18 protein-coding genes are annotated in these 19,543 nt (G+C 67.9%); 6 read left to right on the top strand and 12 right to left on the bottom strand.

Translation table 11 applies throughout. The features are described 5' to 3' along the window. Nucleotides 1-2: 2 nt before the first annotated feature. Complete coding sequence (locus tag AB0P21_RS30070; protein WP_363700666.1) at nt 3-1,388, top strand: sugar ABC transporter substrate-binding protein; 1,386 nt, start codon at nt 3-5, stop codon at nt 1,386-1,388. Here AB0P21_RS30070 and AB0P21_RS30075 read toward each other — a convergent pair. After that, entirely contained in the window at nt 1,372-2,166 is a 795-nt protein-coding gene (locus AB0P21_RS30075; RefSeq protein ID WP_363700668.1) for an MBL fold metallo-hydrolase, read from the bottom strand. The two genes, AB0P21_RS30070 and AB0P21_RS30075, sit on opposite strands and share 17 nt — an antisense overlap. 71 nt (nt 2,167-2,237) lie before the next feature. On the opposite strand from AB0P21_RS30075, the gene AB0P21_RS30080 reads away from it, so the two are divergent. Next, the gene (locus AB0P21_RS30080) at nt 2,238-2,789 is read left to right on the top strand and encodes a TetR-like C-terminal domain-containing protein (protein ID WP_363700670.1); all 552 of its coding nucleotides are present in this window, start codon (nt 2,238-2,240) and stop codon (nt 2,787-2,789) included. A 304-nt stretch (nt 2,790-3,093) separates the two neighbouring features. Here AB0P21_RS30080 and AB0P21_RS30085 read toward each other — a convergent pair whose 3' ends face one another. The 8 genes from AB0P21_RS30085 to AB0P21_RS30120 all read right to left on the bottom strand — a co-directional run bounded on the left by AB0P21_RS30085 (nt 3,094) and on the right by AB0P21_RS30120 (nt 10,095). Beyond that, on the bottom strand, nt 3,094-3,999 hold the full coding sequence (locus AB0P21_RS30085) for a carbohydrate ABC transporter permease (protein WP_363700672.1): 906 nt from the start codon (nt 3,997-3,999) through the stop codon (nt 3,094-3,096). Further along, on the bottom strand, nt 3,992-4,933 hold the full coding sequence (locus AB0P21_RS30090; protein WP_363700674.1) for a sugar ABC transporter permease: 942 nt from the start codon (nt 4,931-4,933) through the stop codon (nt 3,992-3,994). The genes AB0P21_RS30085 and AB0P21_RS30090 overlap by 8 nt, the downstream gene beginning before the upstream one ends. Next, nucleotides 4,930-6,207 carry an extracellular solute-binding protein gene (locus AB0P21_RS30095; RefSeq protein ID WP_363700676.1) on the bottom strand — a complete coding sequence of 426 codons (1,278 nt, stop codon included), beginning with the start codon at nt 6,205-6,207 and terminating at the stop codon, nt 4,930-4,932. The genes AB0P21_RS30090 and AB0P21_RS30095 overlap by 4 nt, the downstream gene beginning before the upstream one ends. 186 nt (nt 6,208-6,393) lie before the next feature. Further along, nucleotides 6,394-6,801, bottom strand: a complete 408-nt coding sequence (locus AB0P21_RS30100; protein WP_363700678.1) for a hypothetical protein — start codon at nt 6,799-6,801, stop codon at nt 6,394-6,396. Between the two features lie 101 nt (nt 6,802-6,902). Next, nucleotides 6,903-8,108 carry a hypothetical protein gene (locus AB0P21_RS30105; RefSeq protein WP_363700680.1) on the bottom strand — a complete coding sequence of 402 codons (1,206 nt, stop codon included), beginning with the start codon at nt 8,106-8,108 and terminating at the stop codon, nt 6,903-6,905. Continuing rightward, entirely contained in the window at nt 8,105-8,515 is a 411-nt protein-coding gene (locus AB0P21_RS30110; RefSeq protein WP_363700682.1) for a hypothetical protein, read from the bottom strand. Before AB0P21_RS30110 ends, AB0P21_RS30105 begins: the two co-directional genes overlap by 4 nt. 58 nt (nt 8,516-8,573) lie before the next feature. Continuing rightward, complete coding sequence (locus AB0P21_RS30115; protein WP_363700684.1) at nt 8,574-8,978, bottom strand: hypothetical protein; 405 nt, start codon at nt 8,976-8,978, stop codon at nt 8,574-8,576. Nucleotides 8,979-9,015: 37 nt separating this feature from the next. Next, the gene (locus AB0P21_RS30120; RefSeq protein ID WP_363700686.1) at nt 9,016-10,095 is read right to left on the bottom strand and encodes a substrate-binding domain-containing protein; all 1,080 of its coding nucleotides are present in this window, start codon (nt 10,093-10,095) and stop codon (nt 9,016-9,018) included. 79 nt (nt 10,096-10,174) lie between these two features. Between AB0P21_RS30120 and AB0P21_RS30125 the strand changes: the two genes are divergently transcribed. The 4 genes from AB0P21_RS30125 to AB0P21_RS30140 all read left to right on the top strand — a co-directional run bounded on the left by AB0P21_RS30125 (nt 10,175) and on the right by AB0P21_RS30140 (nt 16,491). Beyond that, on the top strand, nt 10,175-10,810 hold the full coding sequence (locus tag AB0P21_RS30125; RefSeq protein ID WP_363700688.1) for a DUF624 domain-containing protein: 636 nt from the start codon (nt 10,175-10,177) through the stop codon (nt 10,808-10,810). A 58-nt stretch (nt 10,811-10,868) separates the two neighbouring features. Then, nucleotides 10,869-12,317: a DHA2 family efflux MFS transporter permease subunit gene (locus AB0P21_RS30130; protein ID WP_363700690.1), complete on the top strand. Its 1,449-nt coding sequence runs from the start codon at nt 10,869-10,871 to the stop codon at nt 12,315-12,317. Between the two features lie 134 nt (nt 12,318-12,451). Further along, nucleotides 12,452-14,905 carry a Tex family protein gene (locus AB0P21_RS30135; RefSeq protein WP_363700691.1) on the top strand — a complete coding sequence of 818 codons (2,454 nt, stop codon included), beginning with the start codon at nt 12,452-12,454 and terminating at the stop codon, nt 14,903-14,905. Nucleotides 14,906-15,984: 1,079 nt separating this feature from the next. Beyond that, a complete protein-coding gene (locus AB0P21_RS30140) occupies nt 15,985-16,491 on the top strand; it encodes a GNAT family N-acetyltransferase (protein WP_363700693.1) in 507 nt (168 codons plus the stop codon). 233 nt (nt 16,492-16,724) lie between these two features. Here the strand turns inward: AB0P21_RS30140 and AB0P21_RS30145 are convergent, their stop codons facing one another. From AB0P21_RS30145 to AB0P21_RS30155, 3 genes are read right to left on the bottom strand one after another with little or no spacing between them, the layout of a single operon-like run. Continuing rightward, the gene (locus AB0P21_RS30145) at nt 16,725-17,810 is read right to left on the bottom strand and encodes an ABC transporter substrate-binding protein (protein ID WP_363700695.1); all 1,086 of its coding nucleotides are present in this window, start codon (nt 17,808-17,810) and stop codon (nt 16,725-16,727) included. A 5-nt stretch (nt 17,811-17,815) separates the two neighbouring features. Beyond that, on the bottom strand, nt 17,816-18,592 hold the full coding sequence (locus AB0P21_RS30150; protein WP_363700697.1) for a GNAT family N-acetyltransferase: 777 nt from the start codon (nt 18,590-18,592) through the stop codon (nt 17,816-17,818). 34 nt (nt 18,593-18,626) lie between these two features. Next, nucleotides 18,627-19,538 carry a helix-turn-helix transcriptional regulator gene (locus AB0P21_RS30155; protein WP_363700699.1) on the bottom strand — a complete coding sequence of 304 codons (912 nt, stop codon included), beginning with the start codon at nt 19,536-19,538 and terminating at the stop codon, nt 18,627-18,629. Nucleotides 19,539-19,543: the final 5 nt, after the last annotated feature.

The following is a 19,543-nucleotide window of genomic DNA, read 5'->3' on the forward strand; positions in this document are numbered from 1 at the left end:
TCATGACGACATTCAGGCAACGGATCCGGGCGGCGGCGGTCGGCGCCGTCCTGGTCGCGAGCACCTTGACGGCCTGCAGCGGCGGCGCGGGCGGCAGCGCCAACGGCACCATCGAGTACTGGCTGTGGGACTCCGGGCAGCAACCCGGCTACCAGAAGTGCGCCGACGCGTTCCAGCAGGAGAATCCTGAGCTGAAGATCCACATCTCGCAGTACGGGTGGGATGCGTACTGGTCGAAGCTCACCGCGGGGTTCATCGCCGACACCGCTCCGGACGTCTTCACCGATCACCTGTCGAAGTTTGCGCAGTACGTCGATCTGAAAGTCCTGCGACCGCTCGACGATCTCGGTCCGACCAGTGATCTGCAGGACGGCGAATACCAGGAAGGCCTGGCGGAGCTGTGGAAAGGCCAGGACGGAAAGCGGTACGGCGCCCCGAAGGACTGGGACACGATCGCGATCTTCTACGACACCGCCGCACTCAAGGCGGCCGGTGTGGATCCGGCCGAGCTGCAGACGCTGAACTGGAATCCCCAGGACGGCGGCAGCTTCGAGAAGCTGGTCGCGCATCTGACCATCGACACGGCCGGAAAACGCGGTGACGAGCCAGGCTTCGACAAGACCAAGGTGAAGACCCACGGTCTCGCCTCCGAGGGCTCGGGCGGCGGCGGCTGGGGGCAGACCCAGTGGTCGGCGTTCACCGGCAGCGCCGGCTGGCAGGCCACCGACAAGAACCCGTGGGGCACGAAGTTCAACCTCGACAAGCCTGAGCTGCAGGACACGCTGAGCTGGTACTTCGGCCTGGTCGAGAAGGGCTACATGGCCAGCTACGAGGAGATCGGCGGCGCCAACTCGATCGGCACCGACAAGCAGATCCAGTCCGGTACGGCGGCGATGGGGCTGAGCGGCTCCTGGATGATCTCCACCTTCACCAAGCTGACCGACGCCGCCGGCAAGAAGCTGGAGATCGGCCTGGCCCCCACCCCGATCGGCCCGACCGGCAAACGGGCCTCGATGTTCAACGGGCTGGCCGACTCGGTCACCAGCTTGTCCAAGCAACCCGAGAACGCGGCGAAGTGGGTGAAGTTCCTGTCCGGCGACAAGTGCCAGAACATCATCGGCCAGTCCGGCGTCGTCTTCCCGGCCCGCCCGGCCGGCACCGATCTCGCGATCGCCTTCAACAAGAACGAACGCAAACTCGACGTCACCCCGTTCACCCAGCAGGTGAAGGACAAAACCACCTTCCTCTTCCCGGTCACCACCAACGCCGCCGACATCGCCGCCCTGATGGCGCCCCGCCTGGACGCCGTCTACATCGGCAGCTCACCGATCGGCTCGCTCAGCAAACTCAACACCCAACTGGACGACCTCTTCAAAGTCGCGCAGTAGTCCAGTCGGTGGCCGGGGAGACCCGGCCACCGACGAGGCTCGGGAAGTGGGCGCCGACACCTGGGGTGGTCCTCAGCTGCTGCCACAGGGCCTGGCGGGTTCGGTCGGCGGTGGCGGCGTCGACGTCGCCGTACGAGTGCCAGGCGGGTTCGGCGAGCTGGATCGGGCAGGTGATCGCGTCGCCGAGGAGGAGTAACGATTCGTTGCCTGAGGCAATGGAGACGCAGAGGTGGCCGGGAGTGTGTCCGGGAGTCAGTACTGCGGTGACGCCTGGAGTGACCGTGGCGTCTTGGGTGAGCGGGTGCTGGCGGGAGGCGTGGGTGAGGAAGCCTTCGCGGATGTGCGTGCGGATGTCGCCGGGGCCGTTGACGAAGTAGTCCCAGTCGGCGGCGCCGTACCAGAGCTTGGCGTTCGGGAAGATCGGCTCAGCCGCTAGGTCGAAGAGCCAGCCGATGTGGTCGGTGTGGAAGTGCGTGATGACGACGTCGGTGATGTCCGCGGCGCTGATCCCCAGCGTGTTGAGGCCGACGAAGAGCTGGCCGCCGACCAGGCGCATGCCGTGCGGGAGGTCGTCCTGGTCGGGACCGAGGCCGGCGTCGACCAGGATCGTGCGGTCGTCCGTGCGGATCAGGAAGCACCCGATCGGCAGCCAGGCGAGGTTGTGGCGGGCGAAGAACTCCGGCCGCGCGTCGGCGGGGACGCCGGCGCCGAAGTACTTCGGGTGCACGCTGAACGTCCCGTCGCTGATCGCGTCCACCCGGATTCCACCGACCTGCATTGCGCCTCCCTCGGGTTGGCTCCCCAGGGCCAGTGCACCAGCGGCCGGGGTCAGCCGGAAAATGCTAGACAATGTCTACTGTGGACGGAACCTCACTGCGGGACAGACTGGTCACGGCCGGCGTCGAACTCCTCGAAGAAGAGGGCCTGGCCGAGCTGTCGCTGCGCGCGATCACCCGGCGTACGGGCGTCTCCCACGGTGCGCCCCGGCGCTATTTCCCCACCCACAACGCGTTGCTCGCCGCCATCGCCGCGACCGGTCTCACCGACCTGGCCTCAGCCCTCAGCTCCCCTATTGGCAGCACTCCCGAGACTCAGCTGATCGACCTCGGCCGGCGCTATCTGCAGTTCGCCCAGGACCGCCCGGCGATGTTCCAGCTGATCTTCCGCCACGACCTGCTCGAAGGCGCCGGCGGCAATCTCCGCGAGACCTCGCTCCCGCTGCTGGCCACCATCACCGCCCTGATCGCTGAATCCGGCGCCGCCGACCCCCAGGTCCGGACCATCGCCCTCTGGACCAACCTGCACGGCCTTGCCACCCTCACCATCACCAACGCGCTGGCACTGCTGGACACCGACCCCGCCACGCTGATCCCCGGAATCATCCGCACCCACCTCGGCTGAAGCATCCGAAGTACGGGATTTTCTGTTTCATTGTCACGGAGAGTTAAGGCCCTGATTCGACCGGTAGTGAAAATGCGGTCAAAAGGGTGCCTGGGCGGAAAAAGTCCTGGGAATCAGGGAAATTGTGGAGAAAGGTGTAACGGCCTTCAGGTTGTGACGATAAAAGGTTGAGCGGTCCTGGTCTTGAGGGGGGCAAGTGGACGCTCCGGCGCTTCTTCGGGATCGCCGGTGAAAGTGGAGGGGGCCCCAGCAGGTGCTCGCCCGGGGCGGGGCGAGCACCTGCGGAGGGGACTTCCCGGGGCTGTCAGCCCTTGATTCCCACGTTCGCCATTCCTTCGACGAAGCGCTTCTGGGCGAAGATGAACATCACGATCATCGGCAGCGTCGCCAGCGCCGTACCGGCCATCAGGTAGGGCCACTGGATCTCCGCCGGGTTCTGCGCGAAGATCGCCAGCCCCAGCTGCAGTGGGCGCATCGAGTCCGACGTGGTGATCATCAGTGGCCAGAGGAAACCGTTCCAGGCCGCCTCGATCTGGAACACGCAGATGGTGATCAGGGCCGGTTTCACCAGCGGCACCATGATCCGCCAGAAGATGCCGAACTCGCCCAGCCCGTCGACGCGGGCCGCCTGGGCCAGCTCGTTCGGGAGGGAGACGAAGAACTGCCTGGCCAGGAAGGTGAACAGCGGCGCGGCGCCGAGCGGGATGATGAGACCCCACCAGGAGTTCAGCCAGCCGATGCCGCCCTGGCCGAGGATGTTGTTGCCGCCGAACAGCGGGATCGACTTCACGATCAGGAACAGCGGCACCAGGATGATCTGGAACGGCACCAGCAGCAGCAGGATGAAGTAGCTGAGCAGCGCCTTCGAGCCGCGGATCGGCAGCTTCGCCAGCGCGTAGCCGGCCGTCGTACAGACTGCCAGCGTGAACGCCGTCTCGCCGACCGCGATGAACAGGCTGTTGCGGAAGTAGCGCAGGAACGGCGCCGTCTGCATCGCCTCGACGAAGTTGTGCCAGCGCAGCTCGCCCGGCAGCCAGGAGAACTTGGCGATCTCCAGGTCGCTCTTGAACGCGGTCAGCACCATCCAGACGAACGGCGTGATCATCACCAGCGCGCCGAGACTCAGCGCGACGTACAGCAGGATCCGGCCGGCCCGCTCGGCCGGCGGCTTGGAGCCGACGATCGGACCGGTCATCGTTGCGCTAGTCATTGACATCCGCCTTCTGGAGCAGGCGTCCGAGCCCGATGAACGCCGCGATCAGGATCATCATGATCACCGTCTCGGCGGACGCTGAGCCGAGTCGCAGAGCCTGGAACGCGTTCTGATAGATGTCCAGCACCAGCACCGTGGTCTCGGTGCCGGGACCGCCCTTCGTCATCACGTAGACCAGGTCGAACACCTGGAAGGTGCCGACGATCGAGGTGACCAGGACGAAGAACTGCACCGGTCCGAGCGCCGGCCAGGTGACGTTGACGAACTTCTGCCACCGGCTCGCGCCGTCCAGCGCGGCCGACTCGAGCAGGTCGCGCGAAACGCCTTGCAGGGCAGCCAGGTAGATAATGATCTTCGTACCGAGTCCCTGCCAGATGCCGACCACCATCAACGACGGCAGCGCGGTGTTCGGGTCCGACAGCCAGCGGCCGGGGGCGAACCCGAACAGGCTCAGGAACCCGTTCGCCAGGCCCGAGCCCGGGTTGTAGATCCACAGCCAGATGGTCGCGATCGCCACCGTCGCGGTGACCGTCGGCAGGTAGAACGCGGTACGGAAGAAGCCGATCGCACGGATCTTCTGGTTCAGGCCCATCGCGATCGCCAGCGAGATCGCCATCGAGACGGGGATCACGACGATCGCGTACAGGACCGTGTTCTTCAGCGCGGCCAGGAAGTCCTGGTCGCGGAACAGGTCGGTGTAGTTCTGGAAACCCACCCAGGACCAGGAGTCGCCGAAGCTGTAGTCGGTGAAGCTCAGGGTGATCGCGGCGATCACCGGGATCACGATGAAGATCCCGGAGTGCAGCAACGCGGGGGCGAGCAGCATCCAGCCGGTCCGGACCTGGCTGCGGATCAGCTTGCGGCTGGCGTTGGCCGGGGCGGGGCGACCGGCGCTGACGGTCGGCGCGGGGCGTTCGAGAGTGGCGCTCATCGGGACTGTCCTGCCAGGTTGGCCAGCACCTTGGCGGGATCCTTCTGACCGAGGACCGCCTGGGTGAGCTGGGAGTCGAAGTTGGCGCGCATCTCCAGCCAGTTCGCCGACCCGCCCTCGTAGATGGCGAGCTCCAGACCACCGGCGACGAACTTGCTCAGCGGGTTCGACTTCGCCTGCGGCGAGTTGACCGCGTCCTTGTACGCCGGGATCTTGCGGTTCAGCTTGGCGACCGCGTCCACCGACTCGGGCTTGGTCAGCGACTGGATGAACGACCAGGCGGCTTCCTTGTGCCGGCTGCGCGATCCGATCGAGGCCAGGTCGCCACCGACGAACTCGATCTCCTTGCCATTGTTGAACCGGAAGAACTTCAGGTCGTCACAGTTCTTCTGGCCGATCCCCTTCTCGGAGCAGTCGACCGCGCCTCCGACGATTCCCATCGCGGCGTCACCAGTCAGCACGAGGGGTTGCTGGGAGGGGTTCTGCTGACCGTAGGGCTGCACGTTGTTGATCATCGACTTCAGCCAGTTGAGGACCTCGAGGCCCTTCTCGTTGCTGTAGTTCGGCTGCCCGTCGAGGTACAGCGGGGTGCCGGTCGAGGCCAGCAGGGTGGTGTAGGTCTGCCGGAAGCTGGTCGGCGCGGCCAGGTCGAACCCGGACCGGGTGATGGTGCCCTTGGCGTTGCGCTTGGTCAGCTTCTCCGCGGCGACCTTCAGCTCGGCCAGGTTCGTCGGCGGCTTGTCCGGGTCGAGACCGGCCTCCCTGAAGGCGCTGATCCGCAGCGCGGCGGCGCGGGCGTCGGCGACCAGCGGATAGGCGTAGAGCTTGTCCTCGTACGTCGCCGACGGGATCAGCGCGCCGATGCTCTTCTCCCGGATCAGATCCGGCGTGACGCCGTACGGCGCGAGGTCGGCGAAGATCCGCTTCGACGCGAAGGTCTGCACCCAGCCGACGCCGGTGACCATCACGTCGTACGGGATACCGGCCGCGATCGAGGTCGACATCTTCTCGTTCAGGTTGCCGTAGGTCGCGAAGTCGGGCTCGACCTTCATCTTCGGGTAGGCCTTCTTGAAGTCGGCGACGACCTTGTCGAACTCCTCCCGCCCCTTGGTGCTGGGCGGGAAGGACGGGATCAGCACCCGCAACGTCCCGGTCGCCTCGGCCGGCGGCACGCCGTCCGTGGACTTGTCGATCACCCCGTTGCCACAACTGCTGGCGGCCAGGCCGAGCACCGCGGCCAGCACCACCAATCCACTCCGGGCACCACGTCTCACAGGGGAACTCCTTCGCTGCCGAGCGGGGCCCGCGCCCGTCGTGTGACGACCAGACCACCAAGTGCAGCGAAAGTATGAGGAAAGGGCTTTCCCGTCAAGAGGCGGGCGCTCGAATGATCAAATTCGATCAGTTACGGAACAGGGGTGATCAGAGTTCCACGCAGAACGCCCGGTAGTTGGTGACCTTCAGCCCAGGTCGGATCGCACGGCGCCGATCAGCATGTGCAGCGAATCGTTCATCTCCAGGATGGAGGCCTGCTCGGCAGGCTCGGCGGTTGCCGCGATGCGGGCGATCTCCGCCATACCCGCCTCCAGGCGAGCGATGCGCTCGGCCGGGGTACCGGTGGCGGCGTCTGCCCTGGCGTGGGCACGGACAGCCTCCACCATCGCGGGTGAGAGCGGCTCGGCTTCGTACTCGAGAACACCCTCGAGGTCAGCGATGAGGTTCTCTGCCTCGGTCCGCTCGTGGACATCCTCCAGCTCGGCCGCGAGCAGCTTCAGCCGCGCGATGTCAGGCGCGAAGTACGCGCTCGGCTGACTCTCGACCGAGTCGAAGATCTGCCGGTACTTCGCATTGAACTGGTCGTAGTCCATCCGGGCCTCCTCGGGGTGGCTCTGGTGGCGGAATCTATCGATCGCGAGGCCTGACGCGGTACTGCGTACGCGCCGATTGCGGGATCAGCCTGCTTCGGCAGTCACTCGCCGCGCTCAGGCCCCTGCCGCTCCTGGCCGCCCTGCGCTCCGCTTCGCCGAGATCCCTGCTCCCCAGCCGCCAACTGCCGGGCCGACGACATCGGAGCTGACCCGCTCAGCCCGGCCCGCATCGCCTGCTGCAGTTCGGGCGACTGCGCAGCCTGCTGACCGCCACCACCCGACTGCGCACCAACTTGCACCGGCTGCTGAGACTGCCCCGACTGCCGCGCTTGCCCTGACGCCTGCGCTTGCTGCGGCTCCATCGCCTGGGTGGTCTCCGTGCCTTGTACCTGCCCCTGACTGCCTTGCGCCAACCTCGGGTTGTTCTGAGTCTGTTGGGTCGCCTGCTGCTGAGGTCCACGTTCGACGCGCTGTCCGGGCTGCGGAGCAGACCACTGGTTGCGAATCGCTTCGACCTCTGCGACTCCCGCATTCACCGCGCGTCCGCCGGCCTTGGCCGACGCGCGCCGCAGCGTCTGGTCGTCTGACTTGTCCAGATCCGGCAGAGGTTCGAAGTCCGGCCGCATAGCGGTCTCGATACGCTGCAGCGCCGCCTCTCGCCCCGCTTCCGGTACCAGTCCAGGCAGATCGCTGTTGTCGTACAGCGTCTCCGCGGCCACCCGGAACTTCTGCTCCGCGTTCACCACAGCCAGGCGCCGCACGACCTCGTCATTGTCGACGCCGCTCTCACGGGAGATGCCCTTGGTGAAAGTCTCGGCCGCCGGTACGTATTGCTTGTACGACCGGTTGGCATCTGCGGCACCGATCCCTGGAGCGATCTCCTCCAGGCCGAGATCGTCGATGTAGCGGTCCACGTTGGTGTAGCTGTAGAGCTCCGTGACGCCTTCCTCGAGCGCCCTCACGCTGGGGTTCTGGAAGGCGTCCTTGGCGTCGCTGTGCTGCGTGCCCTCGGCCGCAAGCACATGGGTGTTCTCGTGCAGGACCGTCTTCACGGCCTCGCGGTAGGACTGCAGGGTCTGCGGATCCTGGTTGTGAGATCGCGCATTGTCGAACATCTCGCGCAGTGGCTCGTTCACCAACCGATCGGAGTACTCGATCGTGTTGTCCCACTTGACCGACCCGCGCACCTTCCGGTCCGGGGCGGTGACGTCGAGGCGGCCGTTCCAGGACGAGTGGTGGGCGCCGGAGATGCGGACAGCGGCGTTCGCCTGCTCAGCCATCAACTCCTGGTGGCTGTTGACCTTCACTGCGGATCAGGTTCCAGCGCCATGATCAGCATGTAGAGGGACTCGTTCATGGTCAGGATCGACGCCTGCTCAGCTGGGTCGGCGGCCTCGGCGATCCGGCCGATCTCGGCCATTCCCGCTTCTGCCCGAGCGATTCGCTCCTGGTTCGTGCCATCACCCGCGCTGGCCCTGGTGTGCGCGCGGATCGCGTCCGCCATCGCAGGGGACAGCGGCGGTTCGTCGTCGTACGCGAGCACGTCCTCGATCGTCGCGATCTGGTTCTCCGCGGTACGCCGATCCTTGGGTGACTCGATCGCGGCGGCCTTGGCCTTCAAGCGCGCCAGGTCGGGCGCGAAGTGGCCGGCCGGCTGGTTGTCGATCGAGTCGAAAACCCGCTGGTAGTCAGCCTTGAACTCGTCGTAGTCCACAGGTGCGCTCCCTTCCTGACGATTCGTGAACTCAAACCTAACCGGAATACGGGCGATCTCAGGCGCGAAGTGCGCTGATCAGCATGTACAGCGACTCGTTGAGACTGCCGATCGACAGTTGCTCGTCGACGGGCGCCCGGTCCGCGATGTGCTCGATGTCCTCGATGCCTGCCTCCACCCGGGCAATCCGGTCAGCCGTGCTTCCGCTGTTCGCCGCCGCCTTTCGGTAGACGTCGAAGGCTTCGGTCATCAGGGCCGACTGCGGCGGGTCCTCGTCGTGGGCAAGGAGGTCATCGAGCATGGCGATGTCGTACCCCGCGTTCTCGCGCGCACGGGGGTCCTCGATGGTCTCCGCGAGCCGACGGAGCCGGCCGATCTGTGCCTGCAGCAACTTCTTGCTCATGCCGCCACCAGCAGCCTTGTGGACACGTCTGAACTCGATGTCGAACTGGTCGTAGTCCATTCGATCCTCCTCGCGGGTGGCCCAAATCTATCGGGCGTCAGGCCCACTGGGGTGCAGGGAGTGCGCCGCAGGACGAGCGGATCTTCAGCTCCGGCAAGAGGCTCAGATGCTGCGTCGGGAGAGGCGCGGACTTGAGTTTGCGGAGCAACAGTTCGCAGGCGGTTTCGCCGAGGGTGAGTTTGGGTGGGCAGACGGCGGTGAGGGGGATGACGGCCAGGGCGGCGGTTTCGTCGTTGTAGGCGACGATGGCGAAGTCGTCGGGGATGCGCAGGCCGCGTTCCATCGCTCGTTCGGTCAGGCGGGCGGCGTGTTCGTCGGAGTGGACCAGGGCGGCGCGGGCGCCGAAGGCTTCGCATTCGGCCATGAAGGCGTCGTGCTGGGCGAGGGTGGTCGGGTCCTCGCCGCGGGCGGGGAGTGCGACCGGGGAGACGAAGAGTTCCACGCCGAGCGACTCGGCGGCGCGGGCGATCCCCTCCCGCAGCCAGTACGCCGTGACGCTGGCGTTCAGGTTGATGCCGATCTTCCGGTGGCCCAGCGAGACGAGGTGGCGCAGCGCGAGCAGCGCGCCGTGCGCGTGGTCCGTGCGGACGTGGTCGTACTCGCGGGTCGCGTCGGGGAATCCGAACGCGCGCTCCATCAGCACCACCGGTACGTCGATCGCGTCCAGCATCTTGGCCGCCTCGGCTGCGCGGCCGTCGCCCAGCGCAGTACTGAGCAGCAGGCCGGCCACGCCGATTCCGAGGACCTTCTCGAGTCGCTCCTGCTCGACGGCCACGTCGTACCCCGAGACACCGAGCACCAGGCGGGCGCCGTACCGCTCGGCCATCGCCTCGGCGCCGCGGATCACGTCGGTGTAGTAGAACGTCGAGCTCGGCACGATGATGCCGATGGTCAGCTGGCTCCCGGGGCTGCCCTGGACGCCGCGGACCGGGGCGGGCGTCGTACCGATCGCCCCACCGTGCACCCGGCGCAGGAGTCCCGCCGTGTCCAGCTCGGCCAGGTCGCGGCGTACTGTGATCGCGGAAACGCCCAGCTCGGCCGCCAGTTCGGCGACCCGCAGCCGGCCGTGCCGGCGCAGGCTGCGCAGGATCAGCTCGTGGCGTTCCGGTGCAAGCATGCGGGTCCTCCGGGGGCGGTGTTCCGGATCTGATTGTTTGTGATCATACGATCATGAGATCCGAGCTGAAGGAGAACGCGTGAGCGAGACCGGTGGGGCCGGCCGAACCAACGCCGTGCTGGCGAAGCTGACGGTGATCGGCGATCTGCTGATGCTGCAGCTCGTCTTCCTCGTCCTGAGCGTCGGCGTCGTCACGCTCTACCCGGCCGCGTTCGCGCTCCAGCGGGTGCTGCCGGACGCCCTCAGCCAGGAGCATCCGCAGCTGCTGCGCCGCTTCTTCCAGCAGTTCAAGTGGGCCTTCTCGCGGTTCTGGCTGGCCGGGCTCGGCCTGTACTTCGGCAGTATCGCGCTCGCGTTCGGCCTGTTGTTCTGGGCGAACGCGAACGGCGCGATCCGGGTCGCCGCGCTGGCCGTTCTGATCCCGCTGACCGGGATGATCGTCGGCCTGTACCTCAGCGCGCTCGCCGTCCTGCCGGCCGCGCCGGACACCAGTACGCCGAAGAGCCTGTTCCGCGAGGCCAACCTCTTCCTGCTGCGCCGCTCACTCGCCGTCGCCGGCGGCGTGATCGCGCTGCTCACCTGGTTCGCGCTGGTCTCCCAGCTGCCGACCCTGTTCGCGATCGGATCCGGACTGGTCCCGGGGCTGATCGGCTACTGGATCGCCCGGACCCGGACCAAGCCGGCGGAAAAAGATTCTCCGGACGTGTCAATCTGAGCCCAGCTGGTTCGACGTAGAGGTGTAAGGGACCTCACCGGACCAGAAGGAGCACCCGATGTACGCGACGACCGACACTCTGGCGAAGACGCCGGCCTCCCAGGGCGGCCGCTCGCGCTGGCCGGCCCTCTACGTACTCTGCGCGGGGATGCTGATGATCGTCCTCGACGTCACCATCGTGAACGTGGCGCTGCCGGCCATCCAGGACGACCTCGGCTTCACCAGCTCCAGCCTCGCCTGGGTGGTGAACGCGTACCTGATCGCCTTCGGCGGCCTGCTCCTGCTGGCCGGCCGGCTCGGCGACCTGCTCGGCCGGCGGAACATCTTCGTGGCCGGTCTGGTGGTCTTCACCGTCGCCTCGGTGCTCTGCGGACTCGCCACCTCGGCGGAGGTGCTGGTGATCGCGCGCTTCCTGCAGGGCGTCGGCGGCGCGCTCACCTCGGCGGTCATCCTGGGCATGATCGTGACGCTGTTCCCCGAACCGCGCGAGCAGGCCAAGGCGATCGGCGTCTACGCCTTCGTCGCCTCGGCCGGCGGCTCGATCGGGCTGCTCGCGGGCGGCGTACTGACTCAGGCGATCAGCTGGCACTGGATCTTCTTCGTGAACCTGCCGATCGGGGTCGCGGCGGTGCTGGCGGCGGTCAAGCTGATCGAGAAGGACAAGGGCATCGGGTTCGGCCGCGGTACCGACGTACCGGGTGCGGTGCTGATCACGGCAGCGCTGATGGTCGGCGTCTTCACCATCGTCAAGCCGGCCGCCGAGCTGGGCTGGACCGCGCCGCGGACGATCGCGCTCAGCCTGCTGACGCTGACCCTGCTCGCCTGCTTCGTCGTCCGCGAGGCGACCGCGGACAACCCGCTGGTCCCGCTGCGGATCTTCCGCTCGCGCACCCTGAGCGGTGCGAATCTGATCCAGGCGCTGTCCAGCGCGGGCATGTTCGGCATCTTCTTCCTCGGCTCGCTCTACCTGCAGCGCGTGCTCGGGTACGACGCCCTGGAGATCGGCCTGGCGTTCCTGCCGACCACCCTCGTGATGGGCCTGCTGTCGGTCCGGTACTCCGAGAAGCTGGTGACCCGGTTCGGGCCGCGCCGGCCGCTGATCGGCGGGTTGTCGCTGATCGTCGTCGGGCTGGCGCTGTTCACCCAGGCTCCCGTCAACGGCAACTACTTCGTCCACGTGATGCCGGTGCTCTTCCTGCTCGGCCTCGGCGGCGGCATCTGCTTCCCGGCGCTGATGGGGCTGTCGATGGCTGACGTGAAGCCCGAGGACGCGGGTCTCGCGTCCGGTCTGATCGGGACGATGGGCGAGGTCGGCGCCGCGCTCGGGCTGGCCGTCCTGGCGACGCTCTCGGCGACCCGGACCGAGACGCTGGCAGCAGCCGGTACTCCGGTACTCGACGCGCTGACCAGCGGATTCCACCTCTCCTTCGCGATCGCCGCTGTGCTGGTCGCCGCCGCGGTCGTGATCGCCTGCACCGTGATGCGGCCGGCGCGCGACGGTTCGTAGTACCGGATTCGGGTCCGTTGTCCACAGGGCGGGGGCGGTAGTCGTCTTCTGTCCGCGGGATAAGGAAGGATGTGCGATGCGGCGAGCGGGGCAGATAGCTCGCCTGTCATCGGATTTAGAGGGGATGCGGGACAGTGGCATTGCAGTCGATCGAGCAGAGGATCGCTGACGAACTGGAAGTCGGCGTGGGCCAGGTGCGGGCGACCGTCGGGCTGCTGGACGAGGGCTCGACGGTGCCCTTCATCGCGCGGTACCGCAAGGAGGTGACCGGCGAGCTCGACGATTCGCAACTGCGGACCCTCGAGGAGCGCCTGCGGTACCTGCGGGAGCTGGAAGAGCGCCGGGCGACCGTGCTCGAGTCGATCGAGAGCCAGGGCAAGCTGGACGACGCGCTGAAGGCGTCGATCCTGGCGGCGGAGACCAAGTCGCGGCTGGAGGACATCTACCTGCCGTTCAAGCCGAAACGCCGGACCAAGGCGATGATCGCCCGCGAGGCCGGGCTGGAGCCGCTCGCGGACGGCCTGCTGGCCGACCCGAGCGTGCCGCCGCTGGCCGCCGCGACGGTCTTCGTGACCGGCGACGTGGCGGACGCGCAGGCCGCGCTGGACGGCGCTCGGGCGATCCTGGTCGAGCGGTTCGCCGAGGACGCCGACCTGATCGGCGAGCTGCGCGAGCGGGTCTGGAGCCGGGGCCGGTTCGGCTCGAAGGTGCGCGAGGGCAAGGAGACCGACGGCGCGAAGTTCTCCGACTACTTCGACTTCGACGAGCCGTTCACCAAGATGCCGTCGCACCGGATCCTGGCGATGTTCCGCGGCGAGAAGGAAGAAGTGCTGTCGCTGACCGTCGAGCCGGAGCCCGCGGGCGTCGAGGCGGCGGACGGGCCGACGGAGTACGAGGCGTCCATCGCCCGCAAGTTCGGCGTGGAGAACCAGGGGCGGCCGGCCGATCAATGGCTGGTCGAGACGGTTCGATGGGCCTGGCGGACGAAGATCCTGGTGCACCTCGGCATCGATCTGCGCACCCGGTTGCGGCAGGCCGCCGAGGACGAGGCGGTCCGCGTCTTCGCGGCAAACCTGCGCGACCTGCTGCTCGCGGCGCCCGCCGGCACGCGCGCGACAATGGGGCTCGACCCGGGCTTCCGGACCGGCGTGAAGGTCGCCGTTGTCGACGCGACCGGCAAGGTCGTCTCCACCGGTGTGATCTACCCGCACGTCCCACAGAACCAATGGGACCGCTCGGTCGCGACACTGGCCGCGTTGGCCGCCGCACACAAGGTCGATTTGATTGCTATCGGCAACGGCACGGCGTCCCGGGAGACCGACAAGCTGGCGGCCGAGCTGATCGCCAAGCACCCGGAGCTCAAGCTGACCAAGGCGGTCGTGTCGGAGGCTGGAGCCTCGGTGTACTCCGCGTCCGCGTTCGCGTCGGCCGAGCTGCCCGGGATGGACGTCACGCTGCGCGGCGCGGTGTCGATCGCGCGCCGGCTGCAGGACCCGCTGGCCGAGCTGGTGAAGATCGACCCGAAGTCGATCGGCGTCGGGCAGTACCAGCACGACCTGCCGGAGGCCTCGCTGTCGCGCTCGCTGGACGCGGTGGTCGAGGACGCGGTGAACGCGGTCGGCGTCGACCTCAACACCGCCTCCGCGCCGCTGCTGACCCGGGTCTCCGGGATCACCCAGGGGCTGGCCGACAACATCGTCATCTACCGCGACCAGAACGGTCCGTTCAAGTCGCGGACCGCGCTGAAGGAGGTGCCGCGACTCGGCCCGAAGGCATTCGAGCAAGCGGCCGGCTTCCTCCGGATCCCCGGCGGCGCGGACCCGCTGGACTCGTCCAGCGTGCACCCCGAGGCGTACCCGGTGGTGCGCCGGATCCTCGACGCAACCAGCGCGGACCTCAAGTCACTGATCGGCTCGCCGGCGTTGAAGTCGCTGAAGGCGGCGGACTTCGTGGACGACATGTTCGGCCTGCCGACGGTGACCGACATCCTGGCCGAACTGGAGAAGCCCGGACGTGACCCACGACCGGCGTTCAAGACCGCGACCTTCGCCGACGGCGTCGAGAAGATCGGCGACCTGAAGCCCGGGATGCGGCTGGAAGGCCAGGTCACCAACGTGGCGGCCTTCGGCGCGTTCATCGACATCGGCGTACACCAGGATGGTCTGGCGCACGTGTCGGCGCTCTCGAAGAACTACGTGAAGGACCCCCGCGAGGTGGTCAAGCCGGGCGACATCGTCAAGGTCAAGGTGCTCGAGGTCGATATCCCTCGCCAGCGCATCTCGCTGACGCTGCGTCTTGATGATGAGGTCGGCGCGCCGACGTCGGGCGGGCGCTCGGGTGAGGGTCGCTCGGCCCGTAGCGGCGAGAACCGTGGCGGGGGTCGCGGACCGGGTGCTGGTGGGCTTGGTGCTGGTGGATCTGGTGGCGGTGGTCGTGGACCGGGTGGTTCCGGTGGCGGCGGTCGCGGTGCTGGTGCCGGCGGTCAGGGCGGTCGGCAGGGTGGCAGTGCGCAACCGGCCAAGGACGTCCCGATGGACGAGGGTTCGCTGGCCGATGCTTTCCGCAAGGCAGGCTTCACGGTCCGCTGATTCGTAGGACACCTTCGAGCGGCTGGCCACCCCATCGGGGTTGCCGGCCGTTCGGCTTTCCACCAAGCTCGTGACGCTGCGCTTCACCTCGCAAGAACGGCGTACAAGCCGAATCTGACCAACTGCAACACGATCCACACCCACGTGAACTTCGGGCTGCTCGGCCCGCTCGAGGCACACGTCACCGACCACCTCTAACGACGCGAGTGGGCGCGGGGCCGACGCCGCGCATCGTGCCGCTCGTACTGCGTGCGCCGCATGTGCCCCGCCGCTCGTGCCGTACCGCTCGTACTGCTCCGCGCATGCCGCGCCGCCCGTACTGCGCCGCGTGTGCCGCGCCACGCGTGCTGTGCCGGGTGCGCCGCGCCGCTCGTGCCGTGCCGGGTGCGCCGCGCCGCTCGCGCCGTGCCTCGTGTGCCGCTCGCCTCGAGCCGAACCGCGCACGCCGTACTGCGCATGCCGTGCCGCTCGTACTGCGCCGCGCATGCCGTGCCGGGTGTACCGCGCCCCGTGTACTACGCCGCTCGTGCCGCGTCGGGTGTGCCGTGCCGCTCGTGCTGCGCCACATGTGCTGCGCCGCGCATGCCGCGCCGGGTGTGCCGTATAGCTCGTTCCGTGCGGCTCGTACTGCACGCCGCACATGCCATGCCGCCCGTACTGCGCCGCGTGCGCCATGCCGGTGTGTCGTGCGGCTCGTACTGCGTCGCATGCCACGCCGGGTGTGCCGCGCCGCGCATGTGTGCCGCTCGTGCTGCGCAGGGTGTGCCGCGCAGCCCGCGTACTGCGTCGCTCGTGCCGTGCCGCGTGTGCCGTGCAGCGCGCCGTGCCGCGTGTGCCCTGCCGCTCGTGCTGCGCTGTGTGCTTCACCGCATGCGCCGTAGCGCTCGTGCGGTGCTCGGCGTCTAGCGCGAATGCCTTCGATGCGGGTCCTGCTCTGCCCGACCTTGAAGACGCCGTAGACCTCGCTGGCCAAGCTTCGGGCTGGCATCTGCTGACCACCTGCTGCCGCGGGCAGGTAATTCGGTCGCCTGGTGGGTGGTGGGGACGTACGTTGCGTGCAGGGCGACGGAGGGGTGCTGATGGGTGTGCTGGAGATCAGGGCGATGGTTGATGGGGATCCGGTGGTCATCTCCGAGGCGTTCACTGCGTTGGGGTGGCCGGGGCGGACGGTTGCGCGGTACGAGGGGCTGTTGGGGCAGCAGCTTCGGGGTGAGCGGGATGTGTTCGTGGCGACGGTGGATGGGGAACTTGCGGGGTACGTGACGTTGACCTGGGAGCCGACGTACGACCATGGTGCGGGGATTCCGGAGGTGCAGGATCTCAACGTGTTGCCGGTGTTCCGGCGGCGGGGGATCGGGAATGCGTTGATGGATGCGGCTGAGGCGCGGGCGGCTGAGCGGGCGAGTGTGATCGGGATCGGGGTCGGGTTGTATGCCGACTACGGGTCGGCGCAGCGGATGTATGTGCAGCGTGGGTATCTGCCGGATGGGCGCGGGGTGATGTACGACTGGAAGCCGGTGCCGCCTGGCGAGACGATCCGGCTCGATGATGATGCGACGCTGATGTTCACGAAGCTGCTGGGATAGCCGGAGCGTCGGCGTTGATGTGACCGACGAGGTCATTCAGCTGGTCAGGCGGTGTCGGTGGCGAGAGCTGTGAGCCGGCGCCGGTGATCAGGCGATCAGGCGGTGTTGGCCAGCCGGTCAGCCGGAGTCGGTGGTCAGGCAGTGTCGGCGGTGACGCGGTGTTGGCCAGCGGATCTGCCAATGCTGGCCAGCCGGTCAAGCGGTCAGCCGGTGTTGGCCAGGCGGAGTGCTGATCAGCCGGTGTGCAGGATTCGGAAGTGGTTGGGGGCGGCTGGGTCGCGGTCGACGATTTGGATCGGCGGCCAAGTCCATTGCCAGACGTTGATGCCTGGCGTCCGGGTGAATCGGATCTCCCCGCGGGTGCCTTCGACGGCGACGCTCGCCCAGGCACCGGCAATGCGTGCTCGGTCCAAGCCGTGAGTGCGCAGTACTGCGGTGAGGACGGTGATCGTGTCGTAGCCCTCGAGGGCGACGAAGGACGGTGCCCCGCCCAACTCCTCGCGCAGGGACGTCTCGACCCGGGTGCCTAGTGGGGTCAGGGTTTCCGGCAGGTAGCGGAGGAACGGGACAGCGGTGCCGTCGACGCCCAGCGATGCCGCCCACTCGGCGAACTCCGGCTGACCGGCCGGCGCGGCGAGTTGGAGTTCGGCGAGGCGATAGTCGGCGCGGACGGCCTTGACGAGTGACACCACCGGCTCTGGGTGGCCGGCGAGTAGCAGCAGGGCGGTTGCGCGATGGTTGACAAGTTCGTCGCATACGGCTGCTGGGTCGAGGGCGTTGAGGTCGAGTTCGGTGACGGTATCGCCGTGTGATCTGAGCTGGTCACGCAGCAGGCCGACACCCGCGGCCCAGTAGACGCTCGGCTGGGTTGCTACTGCGATTCGGCGGTGGCCCTTGTCGTGCAGGAAGTCTGCGAAGAGCCGCCAGCCGCGGGACTGTGGCGGGCACAGGCGCGCGACCCACTCGGTCGGCTCCTCGGTGAGCGCGTCGAGGACCGCTGAGGAACAGAGGAACGGCAGTTGGAGCGCATCGGCTCGGGCAGCAGCGGAGCGCGCGACGACGCTGTGATACTCCCCCGCCACGGCGACAACGCCCAAGCCTGCCAGCTCGTCGATGGCTGCGGCGGCCCGCTGCGGATCAGCCGCGGTGTCGCGGACCAGCAACTCGATCGGCCTGCCGTCGATCCCGCCAGCCGCGTTGACCTCGCGGACGGCCAGCGTCATTCCAGCCAGCAAATGGCTGCCGGCCTCGGCCCAGCCAGGCCGAGTCAGCGGCGCAAGAGCACCGATCCGGACTGGTGACAAGGGTGGCGTAGTCACGTCGTCTACCGGAGCTCGGCCAGATGCCCGCCGGGGTCGCCGAGGTGCACCGCGGTCGCCTTGGGCTCGTAGCCGAGGCGGCGGTAGATGCGGTCGGCGCCGTCGTCACCCGGGGTGAGCCAGGCAAGGGCCGCGCCGCCTGTTTCGAAGGCTTGCTGAGTCGCGTACGCCGTTGCGAGGGCACCCAGGCCCTGGCGGCGGTGCGAGTGGAGTGTGCCTACGCCCGCGACCTCGGTGACGCCGTCGGCGATCGCGGTCCAGGCGGCAGTGGCGACCGGTACGCCGTTCTGGCGAATCAGCACAGTGGCGCCGTTGGCCGGGTTGGGCTGGAAGGGATTCGCCGCATCCTCGGTGTCGTAGGCGTCAGCGGCGACCGCATCGGCTTCGGCCTGTTCCTCGGCCGAGGTGACAACCGTCGCGGTGATGCCTTCGGGGAGGTCGGGGAGCTTCAGATCAGCGGGCTCGACCACCAGCAGGGGTGGGCGCGAGACGATCGTCATCCCGTTGGCCTCGAGCGCCTCGGCCAGACCGGGGTTGGCTTCCTCGATCAGTTCGGCGTGCAGCCAGCGTCCTTCGGCGGCGAAGGCCTTGCGAACGGTGTCCAGCGCCCAGGTCACCTCATCGGGGTCGAACGGCGTCCCCGGTTCGGCGGCGACCGCGACCGAGAGGAACCAGACGTCCTCGTCGTGCAACATGCCGACCAGCGGTCCGGCCACGATCTGCCGGCGTGCCCGAGTCAAACCCTGCATCTGAGCGGATGCGATCCGCGCTGCGATTCCCACCCTGTCGACCCTAGCGGGACGGCCCGACAAAGGCTCAGGTTTTGGCCGCGAGCAGAAGGAGGTCCAGAAGGCGGTCGAGGTCCGCAGTGCTCGGCTCGACGCCGGGGAGGAGTTTGCCGAGGGCGTCGAGGGTGGCGAGCAGGTCGCGCTCGACCACCCGCTTGGTGTCGCCGCGGGCAGCGGCAAGCTCGGCGACGACCCGGGGTGCGCGAGCGGAGGTTGCCAGCAGTTCTGAAGCAGTGCTTGAGGAGGTAGTCGGCGGCTGCTCATCGACGAGGGTCACCTGCAACCTCGTACCGAGGGCGGTAGCCAGCCGGTCGAGAGCGGCGAGAGTGGGATTCCCGCGGCCGTTCTCCAGATTGGCGATGTACGGAACCGACAGCCCGGCATCGACGGCGACGGACGCGATCGTGCGGTTGGCCGCCTTCCGTCGGTCGCGCAACTCAGCACTCAGGTCCACACCGAGCAGACTATCTCCACAGAACACTTTTGCCAAGAAGTGTTCTGTGGAGATACCTCCCGCAATCGTGAGGATCTTGCGGAACCCCGACTTCCGGCGGCTTTGGATCAGCGGCGGGATCTCCGGCATCGGGTCCTGGCTGCTGGTGGTGGCGATCCCGGTACACGTGTTCCAACTGACCGGGTCGGCCGCGGCGACAGGCCTCGCGGTCGCCCTCGAGGCATTGCCGGCATTGATCGTCGGACCGTGGGCCGGCGTGCTGCTCGACCGCTGGAACCTCTCCCGCGCGATGTGGCTGGCCGACCTCGCGAGCGCGGCGGCCGTCACGATGATCCTCTTCGCCGATTCCGCCGACCGAGTATGGATCGTGTACGTCGCAGTACTGGCCGAGAGCGTGGCGACCACAGTCTTCAGACCCGCCGCCAGAGCCCTCACCCCGGCGGTCGTGGGGACCGGCGACGGACTGGTGGCGGCGAACTCGCTCACCCGCG

The sequence above is a fragment of the Kribbella sp. NPDC056861 genome (assembly GCF_040687575.1).
Taxonomy (GTDB): Bacteria; Actinomycetota; Actinomycetes; order Propionibacteriales; family Kribbellaceae; genus Kribbella.

Excerpts from the sequence above, each read along its gene's own strand:
- AB0P21_RS30090 (WP_363700674.1), bottom strand. The coding sequence starts at position 4,933 with ATGAGCGCCACTCTCGAACGCCCCGCGCCGACCGTCAGCGCCGGTCGC.
- AB0P21_RS30080 (WP_363700670.1), top strand. The coding sequence starts at position 2,238 with ATGTCTACTGTGGACGGAACCTCACTGCGGGACAGACTGGTCACGGCC.
- AB0P21_RS30140 (WP_363700693.1), top strand. The coding sequence starts at position 15,985 with ATGGGTGTGCTGGAGATCAGGGCGATGGTTGATGGGGATCCGGTGGTC.
- AB0P21_RS30075 (WP_363700668.1), bottom strand. The coding sequence starts at position 2,166 with ATGCAGGTCGGTGGAATCCGGGTGGACGCGATCAGCGACGGGACGTTC.
- AB0P21_RS30130 (WP_363700690.1), top strand. The coding sequence starts at position 10,869 with ATGTACGCGACGACCGACACTCTGGCGAAGACGCCGGCCTCCCAGGGC.
- AB0P21_RS30085 (WP_363700672.1), bottom strand. The coding sequence starts at position 3,999 with ATGACTAGCGCAACGATGACCGGTCCGATCGTCGGCTCCAAGCCGCCG.
- AB0P21_RS30100 (WP_363700678.1), bottom strand. The coding sequence starts at position 6,801 with ATGGACTACGACCAGTTCAATGCGAAGTACCGGCAGATCTTCGACTCG.
- AB0P21_RS30115 (WP_363700684.1), bottom strand. The coding sequence starts at position 8,978 with ATGGACTACGACCAGTTCGACATCGAGTTCAGACGTGTCCACAAGGCT.
- AB0P21_RS30070 (WP_363700666.1), top strand. The coding sequence starts at position 3 with ATGACGACATTCAGGCAACGGATCCGGGCGGCGGCGGTCGGCGCCGTC.
- AB0P21_RS30120 (WP_363700686.1), bottom strand. The coding sequence starts at position 10,095 with ATGCTTGCACCGGAACGCCACGAGCTGATCCTGCGCAGCCTGCGCCGG.